The organism is Sulfitobacter sp. SH24 (assembly GCF_965641895.1).
Taxonomy (GTDB): domain Bacteria; phylum Pseudomonadota; class Alphaproteobacteria; order Rhodobacterales; family Rhodobacteraceae; genus Sulfitobacter; species Sulfitobacter dubius.
The window spans coordinates 2530498-2554955 of sequence record NZ_OZ282575.1; the positions used below are offsets into that span (position 1 = coordinate 2530498).

Genomic DNA, 24458 nt, shown 5'->3' on the forward strand with positions numbered 1-24458 from the left:
TCGAGGAGGCGGAGCGCGGCATTGCCGCCCTTCTCCGCCGTGTTCAGCGGCCCGCTTTCAGCAGCAGGTCGAGGGTATAGAGCGCGCGGGTCATGGCTTCGGCAGCGCTGACATTGTCCGACAGCGCGGCGCGCAGATAGAGCCCATCAATCAGCGCCGCCAATGTGTCGGCCTCGCCTTCGGGTTGGGGGCTGATCGGCCGCAGCGCATGGGTGAGGTTGGAGCGCAGGCGGCTTTGATAAGCCGTCAGCAGCCGCCGCGTTTCGGGATTGGTGCGGGCATGGGCGTAAAGCGTCATCCACGCGCTAATCGTGCCGGGGTGAAAGCCCGTGTCGTCGAAACTGGCGACGATGATCGCCGCCGCGCGGTCATGCGGCGTGCGGGCCGTGGCCAGCCGTTCGCGCACCCCGGCGGCATATTCCGACAGGATATGACGCATCGCCGCGAGGAAGATCTGATTCTTGCCGCCGAAATAGTGATGCGCCAGCGCGCTCGACATGCCTGCCCGCTTGGCGATCTGGCTCACCGTCACATCCAGCGACTGAGCTTCGCCGATCTCGGCGATGGTGGCTTTGACCAGCGCAGAGCGGCGAATGGGTTCCATTCCGACTTTAGGCATTGGATTCGGGTCCTTGGGGCAGTGTTGACCGCCTTAGGATAGGGGAATCTTTATTGACTCGTCAATCAAGTTACCAGAGACCACCGCCTCCGTCAGAATTTCGTGGCGTGAGCGGGCGGCGTGACCTGTCGTTTCAGCATAGCTTCGCGCCATGTGATAAAAGTGACCGAGCCCAAAATCACCGCACCGCCCAGCACCACCCAGATGTCCACCGGCTCGGCAAAGACCACTACGCCGAGGATCGTGGCCCAGACCAATTGCAGGAATGTCACCGGCTGCGTCACCGTCACCGGGGCGGAGGCGAATGCCAGCGTCATGGTGAAATGCCCCGCCGTGGCGAAAAAGGCGACGCCCGCGAGGATCAGCAACTCTTGCGCGGTGGGGGTAATCCAAACGGTGAAGGCGAAGGGCGCCAGCCCGATGGTGACGAAGATCGACAGCATGGTCACGATCATCACCGGGCGGGCCTCATCCGCCAGAACTTTGGCCAAGAGGTAGGAGCCCGCAAACACCACCGCCGCTAGCAGCATCGCCAGATGCCCGGTTGAGACTTCGCGAAAGCCGGGCCGCAGGATGATCGCCGCCCCCGCCAGCCCCAGACAGACCGCCACGATGCGCCGCGCCGCGAGCTTCTCGCCCAGAAAAATAGCAGCGCCGACAGTGACATAGATCGGCGCGAGGTAGTTCATCGCCGTGACCTCGGCAATCGGCAGGCGGGTCATGGCGTAGAACCACAAGATCACCCCGCCCGCGTGGAAAAAACCACGCGTCCCGAACAGCCCCCACTGCCGTTTGCTGACCGGTGTCGCCAACAACGACCGCAGCATCGGCAGGACAAAGACCAGCCCCATGGCGTAACGCAGGAATGCGGCCTCTGCCGACGGCAGGCGCGGGCCCATATATTTGACCAGCGCGGTCACGCCGATGAAACACGCCCCTGTGACCAGCATCCAAAAGACCCCGACAAGCGGGCGGTTGGCGGGAACGGGGATGTCGGGGGTGGTCGCGGGGTTTTGTGTCATGCCGCGACCCTTTCCCAAAGTGCTGCCAAGGGCAAGATGGGCGCGGCACTTTTATTCACATCGCAAGCAATTTGATCGCAATCCCCCACATGGTCACGGCGATGACCGCGTCCAAAACCTGCCAACTGCGGGGCTTGGCGAAAAGCGGTGCAAGAAGCCGCGCGCCATAGCCGAGGGCAAAGAAGAACACGAAACTCGCCATCGCTGCGCCGATGCCAAAGCTCAGGCGGTCGGGATATTGCGCCGAGATTGAACCAAGCAGCACCAATGTGTCGAGATAAACATGCGGGTTCAGCCAGGTCAGTGCCAGCAGGGTCAGAACCGCCTTGCCCAAGCTGCGGGCGGCCTGCCCTTCGGCCTCCAACCCCTCACCGCCGCGCCATGCCGATACGGCGTTGCGCCAACCGTACCACAACAAGAAGGCCGCGCCGCCGTAGCGCATCAGTGGCCCGAACCACGGTGCCGCTTCGGCCAGCGCGCCGAAACCGGCCACACCAGCAGTGATCAAGATCGCATCCGAAGTGGCGCAGACCAATACCACCGCCAGCACATGCTCACGCCGCAGCCCTTGGCGCAGGACAAAGGCGTTCTGTGCGCCAATGGCCATGATGAGGGTGAGGCTCAGCGCGAAGCCGGGGAGGAAGGAGGTCAGCATTGGGGCGTCCTGTCTTGGGTTGCACTTGCCTAGCCTTGCGGTCCAGATTACTCAAATTTAATAGTCTACGTCGGGATTAGAAAAACTTATGCAGCTTGATAGCGCCCAGCTTACTGCTTTGGCGCAAATCCTACGGCTTGGGAGCTTTGACGCAGCGGCGGCGGCGCTTGGGGTGACCCCCTCGGCGATTTCGCAGCGGGTGAAGGCATTGGAAGACCGCGTCGGCGCGACCTTGGTCCTGCGCGGTCAACCCTGCACCGGCACGCCGATGGGCCAGCGCCTTGCCAAACACGCCGAAGACGTTGCCCTGCTCGAAGCGCAAGCTTTGGGTGCCAGCGATACCACCGCCCCACCCCGGCTGCGGCTGGCGGTGCCTGCGGATGTATTGGCGACATGGCTTATCCCGGCGCTGGCTCAAGTGCCCGAGATGCTTTTCGATCTGATGATTGACGATCAAGACACCTCAGCCGATTGGCTGCGGCGCGGAGAGGTCAGCGCGGCAGTGACGGGACAAGCCCGCGCCGCACCGGGCTGCGATGTGCTGGCTTTGGGTGCGCTGCGCTATCACGCGACCGCAAGCCCCGCCTATGTAGAAAGGTGGTTCGCAGATGGCGTAACCGCCGAGGCACTGGTGCGTGCGCCGATGCTGACCTTTAACCGAAAGGACCAACTGCAGGGGCGTTGGCTGATGCAAAAGACAGGGCAGCGGCTAACCCCGCCCAGCCACCACCTGCCCTCAAGCCACGGGTTTGTGGCGGCGGCACGCGAAGGGCTCGGCTGGGGCATGAACCCTGCCCCTTTGGTGGCTGAGGATATGGAGAAAGGCCGCCTCGTCTCGCTCGACGACGCACTACCGCTAGATGTGCCACTTTACTTGCAGGTCGCGCGGATCATGGCGCCCGCGCTGGCCCCGCTCACCGCTGCCATTCGGGCCGCGGCGCGCGAGGCGCTGGTGCAAGAGACGCGTTAAAGCTGCGCCATAACCTCGTCAGAGGCCTCAAAGTTGGTGGTGACGCGCTGCACATCGTCGTCTTCCTCAAGCGCATCGACAAGCTTCATCAGCTTTTCCATGTTCTCAAGGTCCATCTCTGTCGTCGTGACCGGACGCCAGATCAGCTTGGTCGATTCCGATTCGCCCAGTTCCGCCTCAAGCGCGGTCGAGACATCGTTGAGATCGGTGTCGGCGCAATAGATGACGTGGCCGTCTTCAGAACTTTCGACATCCTCAGCCCCGGCCTCGATCGCCGCCATCATCACAGTGTCCGCGTCGCCGACGGAAGCCGGGTAGATGACCTCGCCCTTGCGCTCGAACATAAAGCCGACCGAACCGGTTTCGCCCAGATTGCCGCCGTTCTTGGTAAAGGTCGAGCGCACGGTCGAGGCGGTGCGGTTGCGGTTGTCGGTCATCGCCTCGACAATCACCGCCACGCCATTCGGCCCATAGCCCTCATAGCGGATTTCCTCGTAATCCTCGCCCTCGCCGCCGATCGCTTTCTTGATGGCGCGTTCGATGTTGTCCTTGGGCATGGACTGGCCCTTGGCCTCTTTCACGGCCATGCGCAGACGCGGGTTCTTTTCCGGGTCGGGATCGCCCATCTTGGCCGCGATGGTGATTTCCTTGGAAAGTTTGGAAAACACCTTGGCGCGCAGCTTGTCCTGACGGCCCTTGCGATGCTGGATGTTTGCCCATTTGGAGTGACCGGCCATGAATACCTCGTTCTGGCAATGCGTTTGCGCCACTCTATATGCCAGCATCACCGCTGGAACAAGCCACCCGGCCTGTGCTTAGCTTTCCTCCTTTGGGGCAACCACGTTAGACCGGATATATGACCACAGATCAGATTATTCTTTTCACCCTCTTTGGCGCGGTCTTTGGCCTGCTGCTTTGGGGCCGCTTTCGTTATGACATCGTGGCCTTTGCGGCGCTGATGGCCGGGGTGGTGCTGGGGGTGGTGCCGACCAAGAACGCCTTTGACGGCTTTGGCCACCCGGCGACGCTGATCGTGGCGCTGGTGCTGGTGGTTTCCGCCGGGCTGGTGCGTTCGGGCGCGGTGATGTTGATCACCCGCACGCTGGTGGACAGTTCGCGCAGCTTGGGCGCGCATATCTCGATCATGGGCGCTGTGGGCGGGGTGCTCTCGGCCTTTATGAACAACGTGGCGGCCTTGGCGCTTTTGATGCCGGTCGACATTCAGACCGCGCGCAAGGCGGGCCGCGCACCGGGACTGAGCCTGATGCCGCTGAGCTTTGCCACCATCCTTGGCGGCATGGCCACGCTGATCGGCACGCCACCCAACATCATCATCGCCTCCATCCGGCAGGAATCGCTGGGCGCACCCTTCAAGATGTTCGATTTTGCCCCGGTGGGCGGTCTGGCGGCCATCGCCGGGCTGATCTTTGTGGCGCTGATTGGCTGGCGTTTGATCCCCGCTCGCGAAGACGCGATGATCGAGGCTGAGGATATCGCGGAATATATCGCCGAGCTGACCGTGCCCGAGGGCAACAAACAGATCGGCAAGCGTTTGGCAGAACTACAGGAAGAAGCACATAAGGCCGATGTGGCGATCCTTGGGCTGATGCGGGATGGCAAGAGGCGCTATGGCACCGCGCGTAATGCGGTGCTGCAAGGCGGGGACGCGCTGGTGTTGGAGGCCACGCCCGACGCTTTGGATGAATTCCGCAGCACCCTGAACCTCGCGTTGGCGGACAGTGACCGTGAAGACCTGCTGCTGGCCGATGGCGACGGGGTCGAAATTGTCGAGGTCGTGGTGACCGAAGCCTCGCGCCTCAACGGTCGCACGGCGCAGGCGGTGGGCCTCTCGTGGCGTCAGCGCACGGTGCTTCTGGGTCTGTCTCGGCAAGGCCGCAAGATCACCTCGCAATTGCGCACGACCGAGCTGAAGCCCGGTGACATTCTCCTACTGCTGGTCCCGCGCGATACGGTTGCCCATGTCACCGACTGGCTGGGCGTGCTGCCGCTGGCCGACCGTGGCCTTGCCGTCACCCAAGACAGCAAGACGTGGCTCGCCATCGGTATGTTCGCCGGGGCGGTGGCAGCGGCCTCCTTTGGACTGATCTATCTGCCCATCGCGCTTGGGATTGTCGTGGTTGGCTATGTGCTGGCCAAAATTGTGCCATTGTCAGAGCTTTACACGCATATCGAATGGCCGGTGATCGTGCTTTTGGGGTCGATGATCCCGCTGGGGGCGGCGCTGGAAACCTCAGGCGGGACCGAGCTGATTGCGGGCGCACTTGTCGGATTGACCGAAGGGCTGCCCGCTTGGGTCGTGCTGACGGTGCTGATGGTGGTGACCATGTCGCTCTCGGATGTGCTGAACAACACGGCAACAACCATCGTCGCCGCACCTGTTGGCATTCAGATGGCGCAGTCCCTAGGGGTCTCCCCAGACCCCTTCCTGATGGCGGTGGCGGTGGCGGCCTCCTCGGCCTTCCTCACGCCGATTGGACATAAGAACAACACGCTGATTCTTGGCCCCGGCGGCTATTCCTTTGGCGACTATTGGCGCATGGGGCTGCCGCTTGAGATCATCGTGGTCGCCGTGTCGATCCCGGCGATCCTCGTCTTCTGGCCGCTCTGAGCAGAACGCAAAAGGCGCGCGACCTCTCGCGCACCTTTTAAGGTTTAAATTGTCTGGCTCAGACAACATCAAAGACATCTTCATCAAGCCGATCTTAGCCCCCGCTCCCTTCTTCCTGAGCCGAGGTGCGGCTGAGCGTACCCTTCTAATCTACCAAAACAGCGGGATCACCGCGCTGACCAACAGCGACATGCTTAGGTTCAGCGGTATGCCGATGCGCATGAAGTCAGTAAATTTGTACCCCCCCGGCCCGTAAACCAGCGTGTTGGTCTGATAACCAATGGGCGTGGCAAAGGCGCAAGAGGCCGCGATCATCACTGCCACGACCAAGGGGCGCGGGTCCATGCCAAGGGCCGTGCTGAGGCTGATGGCGATGGGCGTCATGATAACGGCCACGGCGTTGTTGCTGACGATCTCGGTCAATGTCGTGGTCAGCAGAAACACCGCCCAGATGATGAAGAAGGGGGGCAACTCTGCCAATCCCGGTGCGATGTTATCGACGATCAGCGAAATCGCACCTGAGTTTTCCAGCGCCGCGCCCACGGCCAGCATGGCAAAAATAAGCGCTAACAAACGCCCTTCGACAAAAGAAAACGCCTCCTCGGCGTCGATACAGCCCGTCACCAGCACCACCGCTACGGCGATTACAGCCAAAGCCAAAATCGGCGCCACGTTAAAGGCCGCAAGCACCACGATGCCCGCAAGCGCAGCAATGGCGATCGGCGCGTGCCCCCGGCGGAACGCGCGGGACGATGGTTGGGTCACGTCCACAAGGTTCATTTCACTGGCGAGCCGCTGGATATCTTCCGCAGCCCCCTCCAGCAGCAGCGTGTCGCCCACTTTGACGATCAGTTGCTCAAGCTGCTGGCCGATGTTCTGGTTCCGCCGATGCACCGCCAGCGCATAAACCCCATAACGCCGCCGCAACCGCATGGAGCCCAGCGAGCGCCCCACCATCCGGCAACCCGGTGTGATCAGCACTTCGACGGTCGTGGTTTCGACCGCTGACAGTTGGTCAACGCGGCGCAATTCCTTGTTGTTTTGCAGGCTCAAAAGCTCGGTCATTTGGGTGCGCAGAACCACGCGGTCCCCGACCTGAAGTTCGACACCCTTAAGGCTCCGTCGCAGGGAATCATCACCGCGCACCACGTCGATCAGCCGCACGCCTTCGCGTTTGAACAGCTGGACATCCAGCACTTCGCGCCCGATAAGGTTGCTTTCGGGCGGGATTACCGCTTCGGTGAAGAACTTCATCTTGGAACGGTCCGACAGCATATTCGCCATGCTGTCGCGCGCGGGCAGCAGTTTGTCGGCAAAAAACAGCATATAGATCAGACCCCATGCACAGACCACAAGGCCCACGGGGAGGATCTCGAAGATACCGAAGGGTGCCATGCCCTGTGCCCGCGCCACACCGTCAACCAGCAGGTTGGTCGAGGTGCCGATCAGCGTGAGAGAACCGCCCATAATCGCGGCATAACTCAACGGGATCAGCAACTTAGAAGCTTTGGTGTTGAGCGTGCGGGTCAGCTGCACCACCACCGGAATCATCACCACAACAACGGGTGTGTTGTTCATGACGGCGCTGGCCGCCATAACCGACAAGACCACCCCAGCCACTGCGGATTTCGGGTGGGTCTTGGCCGTTCGCTCAGCCAGCCGGGTCAGCACATCCAGCGCCCCGGTCCGCACCAACGCCCCCATGATGATGAACATGGCGGCAATGGTCCAAGGCGCGGGGTTTGATAGCACCTCTAGCGCATCGTCATAGGGTAAAACGCCGATTGCCAGCAGCAAAGCCGCCCCAGCAATGGCAACCACCTCGGTGGGAAAGGCTTCGCGCAGGAAAAGCACGAACATCATGCCGACCACCACAAGGGTGAGAACGGCCGTCTCCATCGGAGAGAAGCTGAAAAATTCCATCAAGAACCTGTCGTTCGGGCAAAAGGCCGTTGTCCAGTTACGCCGATTGCGGCGCCCTGTGCAAGCCTGACGCAAAGGCGCATGCTGTCAGGTCTCAGGGCGTGCTGGTCTGGAGGGCACCGCCCTCGCGCACCGGCACGATCCGCGTGGCACGGCCCGTGCGGTCATCCGTTTCGATATAGACGCCAGACAGCGTCGCCTCACCATTGGCCGGGGTGAAACGTTCACGCGGCATGCCGGTGATGAAACGGCGCAGCGGCTCGGCCTTATCCATGCCGATCACCGAATGATAATCGCCACACATGCCCGCATCGCTGAGGTAGGCCGTGCCGCCCGGCAGGATCATCGCATCGGCGGTCGGCACATGGGTATGGGTGCCGACAACAAGGCTCGCGCGCCCGTCGCACCAATGGCCCATGGCCATTTTCTCGCTGGTGGCTTCGCAGTGCATATCGACGATGATCGCCTGCGCCATTCCGCCCAAAGGATGGGTTTTCAGCACCGGCTCCAGCGCCGAGAAAGGGTCATCAAAAGGCCGTTTCATAAAGACTTGGCCGAGCGCTTGGGTGACCAGAACCTTTTTGCCGTTCTGCGCCGTGAACAGTTTGGCCCCTTTGCCCGGCGCGGATTTAGAGAAGTTCAGCGGGCGGATCACGCGCGGATCCTGCTCTATAAAGCTGAGCATGTCTTTCTGATCGAAAGCGTGATCGCCAAGGGTCAGGCAATCGGCCCCGGCCTCTAGCAACGTCTTGGCATGTGCGCCCGAAAGCCCCATGCCGCCGGTCGCATTCTCGCCATTCACCACAATAAAATCGAGCTTCCAGTCGCGCCGCAGCCGCGCCAGATTTTCGGTGATCGCCCGCCGTCCGGCCCGGCCCATCACATCGCCAAGAAACAAAATCTTCATAAACTATGGACTAGGACGCAGACGCCTTGGCGGCAACCCTTATTCCGCCTGGGCGTGTTAGCGTTGCGTCACTTCGATCACACCGGCCTCTGTCACGATCAAGTCCAGCGGCTCATCGGTTTCTTCGAGCGGAATGTCATCGCACTCCTGCCCGGCAAAGGCGAAACCGATTGCCATCGTGGCCCTGCGCGCGCGCAGCATCGCCAGTGTCCGATCATAAAATCCGCCGCCATAGCCCAGCCGCGCGCCTGCGCGGTTAAAGGCGAGCAGCGGAACGATCACGATCTCTGGTTCGAAAAAATCGTTATGCTCGGGGATCATCGCGCCGAAAGTGCCCGCCACCATCGGTGTTTCAGGTGTCCAGCGCGAGAACGACAACGGGTGGTCGGGCCACATGATCACCGGCACGCCGACCGGGCCGTGGGCGCAGGCCTCGGCCATGGCCGGGCGGGGGTCGATTTCGGTACGAATGGGCATAAAGCCCGAAAGCGGCACGCCGCGATAGCCTGCCAAAACTTCGGAAAGATACCCCGCCTGCGCCGCATTCGCCGCCTCAAACAACGGCTTGCGCCGGGCAAATGCGGCCTTGCGCGCCGCTGCCTTTCGCGCCGCAGCCTCGCTCACAACAGCACCAGCGCCGCAAGACCGAGGAAGGCGAAAAAGCCAACAACATCCGTCACCGTGGTCACAAAGGCCCCCGAGGCGAGCGCCGGGTCAATCCCGAACCGCTCCAGCAAAATCGGGATACCAGTACCCGCCAACCCCGCTACTACGAGGTTAATCACCATCGCGGTCGCAATCACATAGCCAAGCGCCGGAGAGCCGAACCAGATCACGCCGACGATCCCCATGATCACCGCAAAGATCAGCCCGTTCACCAGCCCCACCAGAACCTCCCGCCGGATCACCCGCCAGACGTTCGAGCCCGTGAGGTCTTTCGTCGCAATCGCGCGCACCGCGACGGTCAAGCTCTGTGTGCCCGCATTGCCGCCCATGGAGGCGACGATCGGCATCAGCACCGCCAGCGCCACGATCTGCGCGATGGCTGCTTCAAACTGAGAAATCACCATCGATGCCGCAATCGCCGTCACAAGGTTCACCGCAAGCCACGGCAGGCGCTGTTTGGTCGTTTCCGTCACCCGGTCAGAGAGAGAGCCTTCGCCCACACCCGCCAGACGCAGGATGTCTTCTTCGTGTTCCTCATCAAGCACCGCCATCGCGTCGTCGATGGTGATGACCCCGATCAACCGCCCCTCTTCATCGACGACAGGGGCCGAAATCAGGTGGTACTGGTTAAACGCATAGGCCACATCGCCCTCATCGCGCATGGCGGGGATGATCTGGAACGTTTCCTCCAAGATATCCGCCAGCCGCGTCTCGCGGCGCGAGCGCATCAGTTTGCCCAGTGTCACATTGCCCACCGGGTGCAGGCGCGGGTCGACCATGACGATGTGATAGAACTGGTCTGGCAGGTCTTCTTCCTTGGTGGCGCGCAGATGGTCGATGGTCTGGCCCACCGTCCAATGCTCGGGCGCCATCACAACCTCGCGCTGCATCAGGCGACCGGCGGAGTATTCTGGCCAGTTCAGCGCCTGTTCCACGGCGACCCGGTCAGTCTCCTCCAGCGCATCGAGGATGGTTTCCTGCTGCGCGTCTTCCAGATCTTCGATCAGGTCGACGACATCATCGCTGTCCAGTTCGCGCACCGCTTGGGTCAGAACCTGCGGCGTCAGGATGGAGATGACTTCTTCGCGGATCGACTCGTCGAGTTCCGACAGAATCTCACCGTCGAATTCCTGCCCATAGAGCCGGATCAACGCTGCGCGGTCATCCTCGTCGATCTGCTCCAAAAGGTCAGCGATGTCCGCCGCGTGAAGCGGCTCCATCAGCTGGGTCAGATGCGCCTGATCTCCCGCCTCCACGGTTTCAAGGATCGCGGCAACGGCCTTACGGTCCAGCATATAGGCCTCGGCAGTCTCCTCAGAGGCTACCGCCGGGTCCAGCTCTTCGATCTGCTCTGACATCCGCTGCTCTCCGTGCTTGCGCCCTTGTTGGAGGCGACAATAGGCGAGCGGCCTCGGGGGTACAACGGCACCCGCGACGCTTCGGTATTGTTCCCCGTCTCGCCCTCACCTAAACCACTGGCATGACAAATCAACGACTCCTTTTGGGCGCAACGCTCAGCTATTCCGGCAACCCGATGCAAAGCGCCTGGGAGGATGCCGTGAAGATCGACACCGAAGGCGGTGTCTTGATCGAGGACGGTCGCATTGCCGCCGTGGGCAATGGCGAACGCCTGCGTGCCGATCATCCGCAGGCCGAGGTGACGCGCTACGCCGATGCGCTGATCTGCCCGGGGTTTGTCGATGCCCATGTGCATTATCCCCAGACTGCGATCATCGCCTCTTGGGGCAAGCGGCTGATTGATTGGCTGAACACCTATACCTTCCCCGAAGAGATGCGCCTTTCGGATCCGGCCTATGCGGGCGACATCGCCGCGCGCTATTTGGACCTGACGCTGGCACATGGGACCACCACTGTTGCGTCTTATTGCACGATCCATCCCCACAGCGCCGATGCCCTGTTTCAGGCAGCGGAAGAGCGCGGTCAACGGATCGTCGCGGGCAAGACCTGCATGGACCGCAACGCCCCTGAGGGGCTGCGCGACACGGTGCAATCGGCCTATGAAGACAGCAAAACGCTGATTGAGCGCTGGCACGGCAAGGGCCGTGCCTGCTATGCGATCACGCCGCGTTTCTCTCCGACCTCAACGCCCGAGCAACTCTCGACCCTCGGTGCGCTTTGGGCAGAGCATCCGACCTGTCTGATGCAGACCCACCTTAGCGAACAAACGGATGAGATCGAATGGGTGCGCGGCCTGTTCCCTGAGGCGCGCGACTACCTTGATACCTATGAGGCCCACGGGCTGCTGGGCGAACGAGGCCTTTACGGCCATGCGATTCACCTAGAGCCGCGTGAGATCGACCGGCTGGCCGAGGTTGGTGGCGCACTGGTCCACTGCCCCACCTCCAACACTTTCATCGGTTCCGGGCTGTTTGGCATGACCGGCCTCGCCGCGCGGGGCATTCCGCTGGCGCTGGCGACAGATACCGGGGGCGGCTCGTCGTTTTCGATGCTGCGTACCATGGCGGCGGCCTATGAGGTCGGCCAGCTGCGCGGCACCCCGCTACACGCAGCGCAGCTGGTCTGGCTCGCCACCGCAGGCTCAGCCCGCAGTCTTCATCTGCAGGATCATGTGGGTTCTCTAGCCGCTGGGATGGAGGCGGATATCACCGTGCTGTCGCTCGACTCGACCCCCGCTATCGCACAGCGTCACGCGGCCGCCAAGGATATCTGGGAAAGCCTCTTCGCCACCATCATGATGGGCGATGACCGCGCGATTGCAGATGTTTGGGTTGCGGGTGCGCGTCGGGTTAGCACGGCGTAACGCACCACCCGCGATTGGGTTGCCTCAGCAGGGCGCGCCCAGCACCATGACCCAAACCTCACTATCGGCCTGCACCAGCCCCATCTCTTCGGCGCGGCTGTCGACCATATTGCGGTAATGCCCCGGTGAGTTGGTCCAACCGGTCATGACCTCATCCAAGGACTGCTGACCCTTGGCGATATTTTCAGCGACAAAACACCACTGATAACCCGCCATCGCCGCGCGTCGGCCCACATCCGTGCCGTCGCGGCCCTTGTGGCTGAAATAGTTATGCTCTGCCATATCGGTGGCATGGGTTCCCGCCGCCTGCGCCAAGCGGCTGTCATAGATCAACGGTTTGAGCCCCTGCACATCCCGCAACGCATTTACGCGCTCCAACCCCATGGGATCGGCCAATGCTGGCATACCGGCCAGCATCAGGATCGATAGAAAAAATGGCCTCATTCAGCCAAGCCTTTCGCCAATTCGTTTTGCCGCGCCACCTGTGCGGCCAAGTCAATCGTAGTGACGCGACCATCGCGCACCACCTGACGGCCTTCAACGAAAAGGTCGCGCACTGCCGTCGGACCGGCAAGAAGCAGCGCAGCCGGGTCCCAACTGCCTGCGCTATGCACACCCGAGACATCCCAGATCGCCACATCGGCACGTTTGCCGGGCATCAGGCGGCCGCAATCAGCGCGCCCCAACACATCCGCCCCGCCGCGTGTCGCCAGTTCCAAGGCGGCACGCGGGCTCATCGCATCAGCGCCACGGGACACACGCTGCAACAGCATCGCCTGCCGCGCCTCGGCGGCGAGATTGCCGCTGTCGTTGCTGGCCGATCCATCGACCCCCAGCCCCAGCGGCACGCCTGCATCCAGCATCGCCCGCACCGGCGCGATGCCCGACCCAAGACGGCAATTCGAACAGGGGCAATGCGCGACCCCGGTGCGGGTCCGGGCAAAGAGGTCAATCTCGGACGCGTCCAGTTGCACGCAATGGGCATGCCAGACGTCATCGCCCAGCCAACCGAGGCTTTCGGCATATTCTCCGGGGCGGCAGCCGAATTTCTCCAGCGAATAGGCCACATCCTCGGTATTCTCGGCCAGATGGGTGTGCAGCATCACGCCCTTGTCCCGCGCCAGCAACGCCGTGTCGCGCATCAACTCGCGACTGACCGAGAAAGGTGAACAAGGGGCCAATCCGACGCGACACATCGATCCTTCGGCGGGGTCGTGAAAGGCGTCGACAACGCGGATACAATCTTCCAAGATCGCCGCCTCACGCTCCACCAGCGCATCGGGCGGCAGGCCGCCGTCGCTTTCGCCTATGCTCATCGAGCCGCGCGTGGGGTGAAACCGAAGGCCAAGCTCGGCGGCGGCATGGATCGTATCTTCCAGCCGCACGCCGTTTGGGTAGAGATAAAGATGGTCCGAACTCAGGCTACAACCCGAGAGCGCCAGTTCCGCCAGCCCGATCTGGGCCGAAACAAACATATGCTCCGGCCCCATACGCGCCCAGATCGGATAGAGCCGCTGCAACCAGCCAAAGAGCAGCGCATCCTGTGCCCCCGGCACGGCGCGGGTCATGCTTTGGTAAAGATGGTGATGCGTGTTCACGAGACCCGGCGTGACGACACAGCCGTTCGCCTCGACAATCTCGCCCTCCGTCCGAAGGCCCTGCCCGATCTCGGCAATCACCCCGTCGCGCAGCAACAGGTCTACACCGGCAAGTTCGCGCCGGGTGTCGTCCATCGTGATGAGGTAATCCGCGCCGCGGATGAGGGTCTCTGCCATAGGTCACACTTTTCGCTATGCCCGTCTCATGCAAAGTGTGTGTGGCCGATGGAAAACGGGCGAGAGAACCGACCTTTGCGGGATTTATCGCATCCCGCCGGGGCCGGTCAATCCGCGGGTTTCAACAATTGGATCAATATGCGGAAAGGATCGCAAGCGCCTGCGCGTGGATTTCGCGGTTGGCTGCCGCAAGCGCCCTGCCTCCTTCATGCACCGCATTGCCCTGCCAATCGGTGACGATACCGCCGGCCGCTTGGATCACTGCGATGGGCGCTTGGATGTCATAGGCGTTCAATCCTGCCTCGATCACCAGATCGACCTGCCCGGCCGCGACCAGAGCATAGGCGTAGCAATCCATGCCATAGCGGGTCAGCAGCGCCTGCGACGCCACGGCCCGAAAGGCCTTGGCCTCATCGCTGCTGCCGACCTCGGGGAATGTGGTGAAAACGATGGCCTGCCGCAGGTCCCGCGCGGCGCGGGTTTGCAAGAGGCGGCTTCCATGCGGCCCAACCATCAGCGCGCCATCCGGTGCGCCCTCGAACCGCTCGCCGATATAGGGCTGGTCAATGATGCCGTAGAATGGCCCCGAGATATCGCTGACCGCGATCAACACGCCCCATGTTGGTGTGCCGCTGAGAAACCCGCGCGTTCCGTCAATCGGGTCAAGCACCCAGGTCAGCCCCGATGTGCCGGGCTGCGCGCCATATTCCTCGCCCAAGATGCCATCGGCGGGTCGTTCCGCCGCCAATATATCGCGCATCGCCCGTTCGGCGGCGCGGTCGGCCTCTGTCACGGGGTCAAAACCCGTACCAAGCTTGTTGTCGGCCTGCAAATCAAGGCTGCGGAAATAGGGCAGGATCACCTGACGCGCCGCATCCGCCATCAGATGGGCGACGCGGCGAATATCGGGATCAAAATCAGTGGCGTTCATCATGACGAAGACCTGACAGCTCGCGCTTGTTTGCGCAAGCCTGCCAGTTTGACCAAAACCCCGTTAGGATCAGACTTCCGTAGCAACGATCTCGGATGCCGTCAGGCCACGTCGCTCAACACACGGGCCAATTCAAACAGCCTGCGCCGCTGGTTCTCTGGAATGGCATAATACGAGCGGACCAACTCCATCGCTTCTTTGTCAGCCATCAGATCAGCAGGTAGCCCGTCAATCGATGCAGCGCCATCGGCTTTGTCTTCCTTCAGCCCTTCGAAGAAGAAAGGCACCGGAACGTCGAGGGCATCTGCGATATCCCACAGCCGCGAAGCGCTCACGCGGTTCGCGCCAGTCTCATATTTTTGTATCTGCTGAAATTTAATGCCAACGAGTTCTGCCAGCCGTTGCTGGGTCATCCCTGTTAACCAGCGTCGTTGCCGAATGCGTTTCCCGACGTGAACATCAACTACATGTACCATCTAGCATATTCCTTATAGGGCACATGCCACCGTGCCAATCTCGTTTCCAAACAAGAACGAATTGCGCCGCCACCCAGCGCAGTACCGCATTGGTTGCGCATGATGTCTTTCCCTAATTATAGCGGTTGCGTCGAATTCGGCAAAGAAATTTCACACAATGGTAAATATCCGCCTCTATCAACTGCAACCCTAGGCGGTGCAATGCTCTTGTTTCCTCTTCGCCGAGCGGGGATGAGAGGCCCAATTTTCCTTAGGCGTACTGGTTCCCGCCCGGCAACCAGTGGATGAACGCGAAAGATATCAATCGGTTCCCAGAGTATCTTTCAGATCCTAAATTTAATCAATTTATGATGTTGGGCTTCATGTTTTCCCTCTCGCGCAGATACGCGGCAGGTGACGGGGGTTTTCCGCCTATCGAGGCTGTTTACGGGGCACTGATAGACAATAAAGGACGATCTGCCCCTTCCCCGTTGCCCATGCGATGCACATCTGTCGAAACCTGCGGCTATCACCCTGAAATCAGACAGCCAAACACTTGAAATTCAGCCCATCAAGCCCGATATTCAAACCCAAGAACGTGTCGGCTCGTTTGCGACACGCAACTTTGCCAATGGGAGTCTCTAAATGGCTGACGTCAATTCAATTCGCTCTGCTGCCGGGTCGCACGCCTCTGCGATCGACGCGGGGCTGCGCGCGCATATGAATAAGGTGTATGGCACCATGTCGGTTGGCATGTTGATCACCTTTGCCGCTGCTTGGGCCATCTCTGGCCTATCTGTCACAACTGATCCTTCCGCAGCGGTGGCGCAGTTGAGCCAAGATAAGTACCTGACACAATTGGGCTATGCGCTTTACGCCTCCCCGTTGAAATGGGTTGTGATGTTTGCTCCGCTGGCCTTTGTCTTTGGCTTTAGCGCCATGATCAACAAAATGTCGGCAGCCACGGCGCAGGTTGTGTTCTACGCATTTGCCGCGGTGATGGGCATTTCAATCAGCTCGATCTTCTTGGTCTTCACAGGTTATTCTATCGCGCAGATCTTTTTGATCACCTCGATCGCTTTCGCGGGTCTGTCGCTTTGGGGCTACACCACCAAGAAAGACATCTCGGCATGGGGCAGCTTCCTCATCATGGGTGTGATCGGTCTTGTCGTAGCGTCGATCGTGAACATCTTCCTCGCCTCTTCGGCGCTGATGTTTGCGATTTCGGCCCTTGGCGTGCTGATCTTCGCAGGTCTTACTGCCTATGACACCCAGCGCATCAAGACGGAATATCTGGCCCATGCGCACCATGGCGACACCGAGTGGTTGGGCAAAGCCGCCATCATGGGCGCGCTGAACCTTTACCTGAACTTCATCAACATGTTCATGATGTTGCTGTCGCTTTTCGGTAACCGCGAATAATTCGCGCGAGATATGAATGCGAAAGGTCGGTTCTGAAAGGGACCGGCCTTTTTCTTTATGTCCGATCCACTCTCTTATCTACCGTCCGTGTGAATTAGTAACACCCTTCCACGCAGGCGGGGCAATGCGCAGGCTTAACCCACCGCGCCGAAAAGCTGACCGACACCCGCGGTAACTGCCATAGCCAGCCCGCCCCAGAACACCACCCGCCGGATCGCAGGCCACACAGGCGCGCCGCCCAACCGTGCACCCCCTACCCCCAGCAACACCAGCGCAAACACCGCTACCAATGCGACACCGGCGCCGCGCGTGCCTGAAGGCGTTAAAATCGCGGCGATCAAAGGCAGACCACCCCCGAGTGCGAAGGCAAATGCAGAAGCCCCAGCCGCCTGCAATGGATCAGCCTGTCCGGCGAGACCAAACATCCCCAACTCTTCCCTCGCGTGGGCGCCAAGGGCGTCATGATCCGTCATCTGGGCGGCCACCTCTAGTGCAAGGTCACTTTCCACGCCCCGGTTCTCCAGCCCCTCCGCAAGCTCACTAAGTTCGTAATCCGGGTCTTCAATCAGCGCCACGCGCTCGCGTTCCAGGTCGGCTTTCTCTACGTCCGCCTGCGCGGAGACAGAGACATACTCTCCCGCCGCCATTGACAGCGCCCCTGCGGTGAGCCCGGCAAGCCCCGTCAGCACGACGTTACCATGCGCCATGCCAGCCGCACTCACCCCGACCAACAAACTGGCGGAGGAGACGATACCGTCATTGGCCCCCAGCACGGCGGCACGCAGCCAATTGCTGCGGTTGATGTAGTGTCCTTCTCTTGGCATCGCGGCCGCCTTATGTCTATTGCGGCTGGTAAACCAGTATATGTGCCGGAAAGATGACCGGGCGATCACCGCCGACGCCCGTGAAACCGACACTGCCCGTAGGCTCGCCCCGGCCCAACGGGGCGCAGGCCCCCAGCGTCAGCAACAAAATCGCAACACTCGCTTTGGCAGACATGGCATTTCCCCGGGCAGTTGGTCTTCAGGTATCCCCTGTTCCGCCTTGCAGCGCAAGGCGAAGGGGGGCCGGTCAGAGCTTGATCGGCTGCATCACCTGCGGTTCCACCACATCGACGCCCGGCAGCCCGTCGTCCAACACCTGCGCCGATTGCTCCAGTGCATCGAAGGTGCGGTAGTGGCAGGGGATAACCGTCTTGAAGTTAAAATAGCGTTTCGCGGCATAGGCGGCCTGCGCCATGTCCATCGTGAAATGCCCGCCTGCCGAGAGAATGCCGATGTCGGGTTTGTGGTAGTCGCCCATCCAATCCATATCGGCCATGATCGCCGTGTCACCAGAATGATAGATCGTATGCCCCTCGCCCGAGATCATGAAGCCGGTCTCCATCCCGGTGTAGATCGGCCCGTTGTCGCCCTCAACCGATGAGGAATGCGAGGCCGGAACCATGGTGATCGCCACTTCACTCGCGCGGATCGTGCCGCCCTTGTTGAAGCCTGTGGTGTTCTCGACACCCTGCCCTCCAAGCCAGCCCATCAGCTCGACCATCCCCGCCACCGGCGCGTTGGTCTGGCGGGCGACATCGGCGATGTCAGCAGTGTGGTCGAAATGGCCGTGGGTGACGAGGATTTGGGTCGCGCCTTTGATTGCACCGGCATGGTGTACGTCGTCCAGCATTGGGTTGTCTTTAAGCCAAGGGTCGATCAGCAGCACTTGATCTTCGATTTCGATGCGGAATGAGCCGTGGCCGAGCCAGATGATGTTCATGTGAGTCTCCTGATTTGTGCTTACCTCTAACTTGCGCTTCCATGCGACGGAATCAAGAAAACGGTTCCCAATGCCACTGGCACGGAATCAAGCCGCAGGCGCCGGGCCATTGCCTGCCCGCCCCCCGGGTAGGCGCTGGCCCTCCTCTCTCTTACTCAGCCCAAACCCTTGCGAGGCCCGCCCCCAAACGGTAGAGGAGCCACAAAGAGATGGAGATGTTCATGTCGATCGACGAAAACACCGCCGCACGCGTGGCGAAACTGGCCCGGATCAAGGTTGAACCCGAGGCGCTTCCGGCGCTGGCCGAAGAGTTCAACAACATCCTCGGCTTTATCGAACAACTGTCCGAGGTGGATGTCGACGGCGTCGAGCCGATGACCTCCGTGACCCCGCAGCGCCTGAAACGGCGCGAGGATGTGGTCACCGATGGCGACCAGCAGGACCGCGTGCTGGCCAATGCCCCCGATGCCCGTGAAGGGTTCTTTGCCGTGCCGAAGGTGGTGGAATAATGACCGATCTGAACAAACTGAGCCTTGCCGAAGCCCGCGACGCGCTGCGCAAGGGTGAGACCACCTCGAAAGACCTGACCGAAGCCTGCCTCAAAGCCATCGACGGCGCAGGCGCGCTGAACGCCTTCGTGCACCGCACCCCCGAGATCGCGATGGAACAGGCCGCCGAGGCCGACGCCCGCATCAAACAGGGTGACGCGCCTGCCATGTGCGGCCTGCCCATCGGCATCAAAGACCTCTTCTGCACCAAAGGCGTGCCGAGCCAAGCGGGCAGCCGCATCCTCGAAGGGTTCCTGCCCGAATATGAGAGCACCGTCAGCCAAAAGCTGAAAGACAGCGGCGCGGTGATGTTAGGCAAGCTCAACATGGACGAATTCGCCATGGGCTCGTCGAACGAGACATCCGTCTACGGCAATGCGGTGAACCCGTGGCGCCGCGCAGGCGACACCGCCGAACTGACACCGGGCGGCTCGTCGGGTGGCTCCGCCGCTGCCGTGGCTGCTGATCTGTGCCTCGCCGCGACCGGTACCGACACCGGCGGCTCGATCCGCCAGCCTGCGGCCTTCACCGGCACCGTGGGCATCAAGCCGACCTATGGCCGCTGCTCGCGTTGGGGCATCGTCGCCTTCGCCTCAAGCCTCGACCAAGCCGGGCCGATGACCAAAACCGTGCGCGACGCCGCGATCATGTTGGAAGCCATGTGCGGCCATGACGTCAAGGACAGCACCAGCGCCGATCTGGCGGTGCCCGACTTTGAAGCGGCCCTCACCGGCGACATCCGTGATAAGAAAATCGGCATCCCCCGCGAATACCGCATGGATGGCATGCCCGAGGAGATCGACAAGCTCTGGCAAGACGGCATCGCCATGATGAAGGATGCAGGCGCCGAGATCGTCGACATCTCGCTGCCACACACGAAATACGCCCTGCCCGCCTATTACGTCATCGCCCCCGCCGAGGCGTCCTCGAACCTCGCGCGCTATGACGGCGTGCGCTTTGGCCACCGCGCCAAGCTCGACCATGGCGACGGCATTACCGAGATGTACGAGAAAACCCGCGCCGAAGGTTTCGGCCATGAGGTCCAGCGCCGCGTGATGGTCGGGACCTATGTGCTCTCGGCTGGCTTCTACGACGCCTATTACAACCGCGCCCGCAAGGTGCGCACGCTGATCAAGAAAGACTTCGAAGACGTCTTCGCCCAAGGCATCGACAGCATCCTGACCCCGGCGACACCTTCGGCGGCCTTTGGTCTGGGTGAAATGAAGGACACCGATCCGGTTGCGATGTATCTCAACGACGTCTTCACCGTGACGGTGAACCTCGCCGGTCTTCCCGGTGTCGCGCTTCCGACGGGCCAAAGCGCCACCGGCTTGCCGCTGGGTCTGCAACTGATCGGGCGCCCGTGGGAAGAGGCCGACCTGCTATCCTCCGCCTATGCGCTGGAGCGGGCCGCTGGTTTTGTGGCCAAGCCGGAAAAATGGTGGTAAGCCCACGGGCGTTATTTAACAGGCAAGAGCGGGTCAGATGATCAAACGGACACTTCTAGCGATGACAGCGGGCGGTCTTCTGGCAGCCTGCCAACCTGCGATCCCCGATTCCGGGAGCGTCAACAGCGGGCGCGGCGTCGGCTTTGGCGACGGCAGCTTTGAGGCCGAACAGCGGGCACGTGACGCGGCACTTGCCAACGATAGCATCGACAGTGCCATCGCGGCCACGACACCCGCCCCGGCGGATGGCTCGCCCGAGGCCACAGCCGCCGAAACCGCCCGCGTTCTGGCCGCCACCCGTCCGGGCGGGGCAAGTGCCCTGAACTCCGGCGTGACCCCGGTGAACGCCAGCCCGTCGAACCCGCCCCCCGCGGCGGTCAATGCTGTGGGCATCTCGAACGAGAACAACTTTGATGCCGTATCCGGCCAGCGCAGCATTCAGGACGACGCCGCCCGCGTCGCCGCCAATCGTGCGCAATATGAGGTGATCCAGCCCGAAGCGCTGCCCGAGCGTACTGCCAGCGGCCCGAACATCGTCGCCTATGCGCTGCAAAGCAACCAACAGGTCGGTCAGCAAATCTACAGCCGCATTGGCTTTAACAAGGCCCGCAAGTTCGAACGGGCCTGTTCGCAATACAGCCACGCTGACCAAGCGCAGATCGCCTTCCTTGCTGCGGGCGGTCCTGAGAAGGACCGTGAAGGCATGGACCCTGATGGCGATGGCTTTGCCTGCGACTGGGATCCAACCCCCTTCCGCCGGGCTGCACAGGGCTGATAGATGCCTGTCGCGCCTGACGTGACGGCGCAGCCTTCGCCCAATTGCGGCCCGCGACGCGGCGGGCTGCGCCCCCGGCTTATCGTTCTGCATTACACGGCCATGGCCAGCGCCCAAGCGGCGCAGGAACGGCTTTGCGACCCGTCTTCCGAAGTCTCTGCCCATTACCTGATTTCCGAGCGCGGAGATGTCATTCAGCTGGTCGAGGAAGACCAGCGCGCGTGGCATGCAGGCCAAGGCGAGTGGGCGGGGCTCGACGACATTAATTCCCGCTCGATCGGTATCGAGTTGGACAACCGCGGCGATCACCCATTTTCCGAGCCGCAGATGCAGGCGCTCGAAACCCTCCTGCCCGGCATCATGGCCCGACATGACATCCCCGCTGAGGGGGTGATCGGTCATTCCTGCATGGCCCCGGGCCGCAAGATCGACCCTGGCCCCCGATTCGATTGGGCGCGGCTCGCACGGCGCGGGCTGGCGCTGCCTGCGGGCGATGGCCCCATTCCTGACAGCGTATCCACCGAAACCTTCCGCGATGCCGCACGGGCCGCAGGCTTCACCGCGCCCTGCGACGATGACACACTGCTGAGTACCGTGCGGATGCGGTTCAGGCCATGGGGGAGCGGCCCTCTCACCCCCGCAGACCACGCGGCCCTGCCCCGCGCCCATTGACGCGCCGCGCGGCGGGGTCTAGGGCGGTCAGGCGCGGAAGGCTGGATGGCCGCTGCGTCGACTCGTGTCGCATGACCGACGTCCGCTCCCGTCACACGCATGTGTGACATCCGCGGCGTCGCTTTTGCGAGACAAAAGCGACGTAGAGGAAAGTCCGGACTCCAAGAAGAAACGGTGCCGGGTAACGCCCGGGCGGGGCAACCCGACGGAAAGCGCCACAGAAATGAAACCGCCCCTACGGTCCGGCTTGCCGGAACAGTCGCAGGGGTAAGGGTGAAACGGTGGGGTAAGAGCCCACCGCGGGGCTGGCAACAGTTCTGGCACGGCAAGCCCCACCGGGAGCAATGCCAAATAGGGACCGCGCGCCGATGATCTTCGGGTCAAAGGCGGGGCTCTTCTGCCCCAGCAGGTCCGGGTTGGCAGCTATAGCTGCATCGGCAACGGTGCAGTCAGAGGAATGGTCATCGCCTGCTTTAGGGCAGGTACAAAATCCGGCTTATAGGCCTTCCGCGCATATTCTTGCTCTTTCAGGTCCGAAAGACAGGTTTTTCGACGAAACCGGCGTCTTTCGGCACCGGACGGGCAAATAGCGGTTGACTCGGGCGCGGGTCTGACTAGAACCCGAAATTCAGAATTCACGCACGCCTGCGCGGCGCTGCAGCAGGAGAAGACACATGGCGAAGCCAACCACGATCAAGATCCGTCTGAACTCGTCCGCGGGCACAGGCCATTTCTACGTTACAAAGAAAAACGCACGCACCATGACCGAGAAAATGGTCATCAAGAAATACGACCCTGTTGCGCGCAAGCACGTGGAATACAAAGAAGGCAAGATCAAGTAAGATCGCCTGACTTGAATGGTTTATTAGACCACGTGCTATGCGCGTGGTCTTTTGCGTATGGGATGGAGGTCAGGTTCAAAGCCCCCCTGCCCGCGCATGCGTCAGACAGGCCGCGACCATAGACAGCCATAGCGGCCCCATTCAGTGCCCTTCGATCACCCACTGCTTTGACGGTTGCGCCAGTTGGTACCGCAGGCACCCGCGCGCCCCGTCAAAGTGCAACGCGTCTCTCATAGGGGACTCCGCCTGCGCCAACTCAAACCGCGCGCAGACTTGGAAAGCATCTTCGCCTTGCGTCACCTCATAGGCTGCTCCGGTCTGTGGATCCGTTGCGTCCGCCGCAGAACGGCAAGCCCGCGAGAATGCCCTCCCATCGCCCGCATCGCAAATGATCGCATCGGCGATTCGATGCAGATCGGCGAAGCGCTGGTCATCGCGCTTTTCGGCCCGCGCCTGCCCCGGCCCGCCTACCACCGCGAGCCCCGAAACAACCGCGCCCGACACGACTGCAATCACCGCAACAAAAAGCAGCTTGTTCACACCGCTGCTCCGCGCCCATCGCCCGCGCGATAATAGCCGAAAATGCCCCCGGCAATACCCGCCACGACCAAGGCCTTCAGCGCGAACTGCAACGTGAAATCGCCATTCAGAAAGGCATAGATCACCGCAACCAGATCGCCCAAAAGCACGGCAGCGGCAAAAAGCAGCGTTACATAGGTCATCCAATTGCGGATGGCCGAACGCTGTAACGCCGGGTCCGCCGCCAGCCGCGCCCGTTCGCGGGTTGCGAGCCAGAGATAAAGCGGCAAGGTCACAATCAGAACCGCCACCGCCCAACGGATACGATGATCCGCCGTGCGCGCCGACGCGTCGAGCAGGTGGTCAATCAGCGCATGCAGCAGCCCCACCAGATAGCCCGCGCCAAACAACAGCGCGCCGAACATCAACGCATAGATAAAAAAGTCCCGCGCTGTGACGACGGTCTGCGGGCGCGGCACCGGCGGAGCGAAGGGCACATCGGCCCAGCCATCAAGCGCGTCTGTGATCTCATGCGTTGACCAGCCTGCCTGCGTCAGAACCGATGCAATCTCTGCGCGGTTTTTGCCCGCGCTCAGCGCATCCCGCACGAATACAGCTAAATCCTTACTGCTCGCCATGGGTTACCCCCCTCTTTTTGCTTTGAAAAAATCGGTCAGCAAGTCTTCGGAATCGCTCGCGGCGATACCATCAAAGACCTCTGGCGCATGGTGGCATTGCGGATGCGAAAACACCCGCGCGCCTTGTGCCACGCCGCCTGACTTGGGGTCTGCCGCGCCATAAAACAACCGCCCGACCCGGGCGGCGGCGATGGCCCCGGCGCACATCGCACAAGGCTCTAATGTGACGTAGAGCGTATGGTTAATCAGCCGCTCCGACCCAACCGCGGCACAGGCGGCGCGCAGGGCCAACATCTCGGCATGGGCGGTCGGATCATGGCGTGCGCGGGTCTCATTACCCGCCGCTGCAATGATCTCTCCTGTGGGAGAGACCACAACCGCGCCCACCGGCACCTCGCCGCGCGCGGCCGCGGCACGGGCTTCTTCCAGCGCCTGAGCCATATATGAGCGAAACTTCATCCGTTCACATGGCCGCAAACGCCACCCTTTCGCAAGG

27 protein-coding genes and 1 other RNA gene are annotated in these 24458 nt (G+C 61.8%); 10 read left to right on the plus strand and 18 right to left on the minus strand.

The window, feature by feature from the left end; translation table 11 throughout:
• Positions 1-43: 43 nt before the first annotated feature.
• The 3 genes from betI to ACSQ16_RS15025 all read right to left on the minus strand — a co-directional run bounded on the left by betI (position 44) and on the right by ACSQ16_RS15025 (position 2296).
• Positions 44-619 carry a choline-binding transcriptional repressor BetI gene (gene betI / locus ACSQ16_RS15015; RefSeq protein WP_243262540.1) on the minus strand — a complete coding sequence of 192 codons (576 nt, stop codon included), beginning with the start codon at positions 617-619 and terminating at the stop codon, positions 44-46.
• Positions 620-711: 92 nt separating this feature from the next.
• Entirely contained in the window at positions 712-1641 is a 930-nt protein-coding gene (locus ACSQ16_RS15020; protein WP_243262539.1) for a DMT family transporter, read from the minus strand.
• Between the two features lie 55 nt (positions 1642-1696).
• Positions 1697-2296 carry a LysE/ArgO family amino acid transporter gene (locus ACSQ16_RS15025; RefSeq protein WP_243262538.1) on the minus strand — a complete coding sequence of 200 codons (600 nt, stop codon included), beginning with the start codon at positions 2294-2296 and terminating at the stop codon, positions 1697-1699.
• Positions 2297-2384: 88 nt separating this feature from the next.
• On the opposite strand from ACSQ16_RS15025, the gene ACSQ16_RS15030 reads away from it, so the two are divergent.
• Entirely contained in the window at positions 2385-3266 is an 882-nt protein-coding gene (locus tag ACSQ16_RS15030; protein WP_243262537.1) for a LysR family transcriptional regulator ArgP, read from the plus strand.
• Here the strand turns inward: ACSQ16_RS15030 and ACSQ16_RS15035 are convergent.
• Positions 3263-4003 (minus strand): YebC/PmpR family DNA-binding transcriptional regulator, encoded by a 741-nt coding sequence (locus ACSQ16_RS15035; RefSeq protein WP_243262536.1) that lies wholly within the window; start codon positions 4001-4003, stop codon positions 3263-3265. The genes ACSQ16_RS15030 and ACSQ16_RS15035 overlap by 4 nt on opposite strands.
• Positions 4004-4122: 119 nt before the next feature.
• Here ACSQ16_RS15035 and ACSQ16_RS15040 point away from each other — a divergent pair, with 119 nt between their 5' ends.
• Positions 4123-5895: an SLC13 family permease gene (locus tag ACSQ16_RS15040; RefSeq protein WP_243262535.1), complete on the plus strand. Its 1773-nt coding sequence runs from the start codon at positions 4123-4125 to the stop codon at positions 5893-5895.
• A gap of 150 nt (positions 5896-6045) precedes the next feature.
• Here the strand turns inward: ACSQ16_RS15040 and ACSQ16_RS15045 are convergent, their stop codons facing one another.
• The 4 genes from ACSQ16_RS15045 to mgtE form a co-directional block, all read right to left on the minus strand.
• Positions 6046-7818, minus strand: coding sequence for an SLC13 family permease (locus ACSQ16_RS15045; RefSeq protein WP_243262534.1), 1773 nt, complete (start codon positions 7816-7818; stop codon positions 6046-6048).
• Positions 7819-7912: 94 nt separating this feature from the next.
• Positions 7913-8725, minus strand: a complete 813-nt coding sequence (locus ACSQ16_RS15050; protein WP_243262533.1) for a TIGR00282 family metallophosphoesterase — start codon at positions 8723-8725, stop codon at positions 7913-7915.
• A gap of 57 nt (positions 8726-8782) precedes the next feature.
• A complete protein-coding gene (locus ACSQ16_RS15055) occupies positions 8783-9349 on the minus strand; it encodes a 5-formyltetrahydrofolate cyclo-ligase (protein ID WP_243262532.1) in 567 nt (188 codons plus the stop codon).
• Positions 9346-10749, minus strand: a complete 1404-nt coding sequence (gene mgtE, locus ACSQ16_RS15060) for a magnesium transporter (protein ID WP_243262531.1) — start codon at positions 10747-10749, stop codon at positions 9346-9348. Before mgtE ends, ACSQ16_RS15055 begins: the two co-directional genes overlap by 4 nt.
• Before the next feature lie 122 nt (positions 10750-10871).
• Here mgtE and guaD point away from each other — a divergent pair, with 122 nt between their 5' ends.
• Entirely contained in the window at positions 10872-12173 is a 1302-nt protein-coding gene (guaD, locus tag ACSQ16_RS15065) for a guanine deaminase (RefSeq protein ID WP_243262530.1), read from the plus strand.
• A gap of 24 nt (positions 12174-12197) precedes the next feature.
• Here the strand turns inward: guaD and ACSQ16_RS15070 are convergent, their stop codons facing one another.
• From ACSQ16_RS15070 to ACSQ16_RS15085, 4 genes are all read right to left on the minus strand, one after another.
• Entirely contained in the window at positions 12198-12617 is a 420-nt protein-coding gene (locus ACSQ16_RS15070) for a CAP domain-containing protein (protein WP_243262529.1), read from the minus strand.
• The gene (locus tag ACSQ16_RS15075; protein ID WP_243262528.1) at positions 12614-13948 is read right to left on the minus strand and encodes an 8-oxoguanine deaminase; all 1335 of its coding nucleotides are present in this window, start codon (positions 13946-13948) and stop codon (positions 12614-12616) included. The genes ACSQ16_RS15070 and ACSQ16_RS15075 overlap by 4 nt, the downstream gene beginning before the upstream one ends.
• 133 nt (positions 13949-14081) lie before the next feature.
• Complete coding sequence (hisN, locus tag ACSQ16_RS15080; RefSeq protein WP_243262527.1) at positions 14082-14882, minus strand: histidinol-phosphatase; 801 nt, start codon at positions 14880-14882, stop codon at positions 14082-14084.
• 98 nt (positions 14883-14980) lie between these two features.
• Positions 14981-15355 carry a helix-turn-helix domain-containing protein gene (locus ACSQ16_RS15085; RefSeq protein ID WP_093926823.1) on the minus strand — a complete coding sequence of 125 codons (375 nt, stop codon included), beginning with the start codon at positions 15353-15355 and terminating at the stop codon, positions 14981-14983.
• 624 nt (positions 15356-15979) lie between these two features.
• Between ACSQ16_RS15085 and ACSQ16_RS15090 the strand changes: the two genes are divergently transcribed.
• A complete protein-coding gene (locus tag ACSQ16_RS15090) occupies positions 15980-16756 on the plus strand; it encodes a Bax inhibitor-1/YccA family protein (protein ID WP_093926824.1) in 777 nt (258 codons plus the stop codon).
• A gap of 134 nt (positions 16757-16890) precedes the next feature.
• Here the strand turns inward: ACSQ16_RS15090 and ACSQ16_RS15095 are convergent, their stop codons facing one another.
• From ACSQ16_RS15095 to ACSQ16_RS15105, 3 genes are all read right to left on the minus strand, one after another.
• Positions 16891-17580 (minus strand): VIT1/CCC1 transporter family protein, encoded by a 690-nt coding sequence (locus ACSQ16_RS15095; RefSeq protein ID WP_243262526.1) that lies wholly within the window; start codon positions 17578-17580, stop codon positions 16891-16893.
• A 16-nt stretch (positions 17581-17596) separates the two neighbouring features.
• Positions 17597-17755 (minus strand): hypothetical protein, encoded by a 159-nt coding sequence (locus ACSQ16_RS15100; RefSeq protein WP_243262525.1) that lies wholly within the window; start codon positions 17753-17755, stop codon positions 17597-17599.
• Between the two features lie 72 nt (positions 17756-17827).
• Positions 17828-18520: a metal-dependent hydrolase gene (locus ACSQ16_RS15105; protein WP_243262524.1), complete on the minus strand. Its 693-nt coding sequence runs from the start codon at positions 18518-18520 to the stop codon at positions 17828-17830.
• Between the two features lie 221 nt (positions 18521-18741).
• Here ACSQ16_RS15105 and gatC point away from each other — a divergent pair, with 221 nt between their 5' ends.
• The 6 genes from gatC to rpmG all read left to right on the plus strand — a co-directional run bounded on the left by gatC (position 18742) and on the right by rpmG (position 22805).
• Positions 18742-19029, plus strand: coding sequence for an Asp-tRNA(Asn)/Glu-tRNA(Gln) amidotransferase subunit GatC (gene gatC / locus ACSQ16_RS15110; RefSeq protein ID WP_067627510.1), 288 nt, complete (start codon positions 18742-18744; stop codon positions 19027-19029).
• The gene (gene gatA, locus ACSQ16_RS15115) at positions 19029-20516 is read left to right on the plus strand and encodes an Asp-tRNA(Asn)/Glu-tRNA(Gln) amidotransferase subunit GatA (RefSeq protein WP_243262523.1); all 1488 of its coding nucleotides are present in this window, start codon (positions 19029-19031) and stop codon (positions 20514-20516) included. Before gatC ends, gatA begins: the two co-directional genes overlap by 1 nt.
• A gap of 37 nt (positions 20517-20553) precedes the next feature.
• Positions 20554-21291 carry a hypothetical protein gene (locus tag ACSQ16_RS15120; RefSeq protein WP_093926828.1) on the plus strand — a complete coding sequence of 246 codons (738 nt, stop codon included), beginning with the start codon at positions 20554-20556 and terminating at the stop codon, positions 21289-21291.
• A gap of 3 nt (positions 21292-21294) precedes the next feature.
• Positions 21295-21963, plus strand: coding sequence for an N-acetylmuramoyl-L-alanine amidase (locus tag ACSQ16_RS15125; RefSeq protein WP_243262522.1), 669 nt, complete (start codon positions 21295-21297; stop codon positions 21961-21963).
• Positions 21964-22057: 94 nt separating this feature from the next.
• Positions 22058-22479, plus strand: an RNA gene (gene rnpB / locus ACSQ16_RS15130) — RNase P RNA component class A.
• A gap of 158 nt (positions 22480-22637) precedes the next feature.
• Complete coding sequence (rpmG, locus tag ACSQ16_RS15135; protein WP_007119221.1) at positions 22638-22805, plus strand: 50S ribosomal protein L33; 168 nt, start codon at positions 22638-22640, stop codon at positions 22803-22805.
• Positions 22806-22946: 141 nt separating this feature from the next.
• On the opposite strand, the gene ACSQ16_RS15140 is transcribed toward rpmG, so the two are convergent.
• Genes ACSQ16_RS15140 through ACSQ16_RS15150 form a run of 3 tightly spaced genes read right to left on the minus strand, consistent with a single transcriptional unit; the run spans position 22947 to position 24421 of the window.
• A complete protein-coding gene (locus tag ACSQ16_RS15140) occupies positions 22947-23345 on the minus strand; it encodes a hypothetical protein (RefSeq protein ID WP_243262521.1) in 399 nt (132 codons plus the stop codon).
• Positions 23342-23962, minus strand: a complete 621-nt coding sequence (locus ACSQ16_RS15145; RefSeq protein ID WP_093926831.1) for a DUF5671 domain-containing protein — start codon at positions 23960-23962, stop codon at positions 23342-23344. Before ACSQ16_RS15145 ends, ACSQ16_RS15140 begins: the two co-directional genes overlap by 4 nt.
• 3 nt (positions 23963-23965) lie before the next feature.
• On the minus strand, positions 23966-24421 hold the full coding sequence (locus ACSQ16_RS15150) for a nucleoside deaminase (protein WP_243262520.1): 456 nt from the start codon (positions 24419-24421) through the stop codon (positions 23966-23968).
• Between the last annotated feature and the right edge of the window lie 37 nt (positions 24422-24458).

Bases quoted from the DNA above. Each gene is read 5' to 3' on its own strand.
- betI (WP_243262540.1), bottom strand. From the start codon at position 619: ATGCCTAAAGTCGGAATGGAACCCATTCGCCGCTCTGCGCTGGTCAAA.
- ACSQ16_RS15020 (WP_243262539.1), bottom strand. From the start codon at position 1,641: ATGACACAAAACCCCGCGACCACCCCCGACATCCCCGTTCCCGCCAAC.
- ACSQ16_RS15025 (WP_243262538.1), bottom strand. From the start codon at position 2,296: ATGCTGACCTCCTTCCTCCCCGGCTTCGCGCTGAGCCTCACCCTCATC.
- ACSQ16_RS15030 (WP_243262537.1), top strand. From the start codon at position 2,385: ATGCAGCTTGATAGCGCCCAGCTTACTGCTTTGGCGCAAATCCTACGG.
- ACSQ16_RS15035 (WP_243262536.1), bottom strand. From the start codon at position 4,003: ATGGCCGGTCACTCCAAATGGGCAAACATCCAGCATCGCAAGGGCCGT.
- ACSQ16_RS15040 (WP_243262535.1), top strand. From the start codon at position 4,123: ATGACCACAGATCAGATTATTCTTTTCACCCTCTTTGGCGCGGTCTTT.
- ACSQ16_RS15045 (WP_243262534.1), bottom strand. From the start codon at position 7,818: ATGGAATTTTTCAGCTTCTCTCCGATGGAGACGGCCGTTCTCACCCTT.
- ACSQ16_RS15050 (WP_243262533.1), bottom strand. From the start codon at position 8,725: ATGAAGATTTTGTTTCTTGGCGATGTGATGGGCCGGGCCGGACGGCGG.
- mgtE (WP_243262531.1), bottom strand. From the start codon at position 10,749: ATGTCAGAGCAGATCGAAGAGCTGGACCCGGCGGTAGCCTCTGAGGAG.
- guaD (WP_243262530.1), top strand. From the start codon at position 10,872: ATGACAAATCAACGACTCCTTTTGGGCGCAACGCTCAGCTATTCCGGC.
- ACSQ16_RS15070 (WP_243262529.1), bottom strand. From the start codon at position 12,617: ATGAGGCCATTTTTTCTATCGATCCTGATGCTGGCCGGTATGCCAGCA.
- ACSQ16_RS15075 (WP_243262528.1), bottom strand. From the start codon at position 13,948: ATGGCAGAGACCCTCATCCGCGGCGCGGATTACCTCATCACGATGGAC.
- hisN (WP_243262527.1), bottom strand. From the start codon at position 14,882: ATGATGAACGCCACTGATTTTGATCCCGATATTCGCCGCGTCGCCCAT.
- ACSQ16_RS15085 (WP_093926823.1), bottom strand. From the start codon at position 15,355: ATGGTACATGTAGTTGATGTTCACGTCGGGAAACGCATTCGGCAACGA.
- ACSQ16_RS15090 (WP_093926824.1), top strand. From the start codon at position 15,980: ATGGCTGACGTCAATTCAATTCGCTCTGCTGCCGGGTCGCACGCCTCT.
- ACSQ16_RS15095 (WP_243262526.1), bottom strand. From the start codon at position 17,580: ATGCCAAGAGAAGGACACTACATCAACCGCAGCAATTGGCTGCGTGCC.
- ACSQ16_RS15100 (WP_243262525.1), bottom strand. From the start codon at position 17,755: ATGTCTGCCAAAGCGAGTGTTGCGATTTTGTTGCTGACGCTGGGGGCC.
- ACSQ16_RS15105 (WP_243262524.1), bottom strand. From the start codon at position 18,520: ATGAACATCATCTGGCTCGGCCACGGCTCATTCCGCATCGAAATCGAA.
- gatC (WP_067627510.1), top strand. From the start codon at position 18,742: ATGTCGATCGACGAAAACACCGCCGCACGCGTGGCGAAACTGGCCCGG.
- gatA (WP_243262523.1), top strand. From the start codon at position 19,029: ATGACCGATCTGAACAAACTGAGCCTTGCCGAAGCCCGCGACGCGCTG.
- ACSQ16_RS15120 (WP_093926828.1), top strand. From the start codon at position 20,554: ATGATCAAACGGACACTTCTAGCGATGACAGCGGGCGGTCTTCTGGCA.
- ACSQ16_RS15125 (WP_243262522.1), top strand. From the start codon at position 21,295: ATGCCTGTCGCGCCTGACGTGACGGCGCAGCCTTCGCCCAATTGCGGC.
- rpmG (WP_007119221.1), top strand. From the start codon at position 22,638: ATGGCGAAGCCAACCACGATCAAGATCCGTCTGAACTCGTCCGCGGGC.
- ACSQ16_RS15145 (WP_093926831.1), bottom strand. From the start codon at position 23,962: ATGGCGAGCAGTAAGGATTTAGCTGTATTCGTGCGGGATGCGCTGAGC.
- ACSQ16_RS15150 (WP_243262520.1), bottom strand. From the start codon at position 24,421: ATGAAGTTTCGCTCATATATGGCTCAGGCGCTGGAAGAAGCCCGTGCC.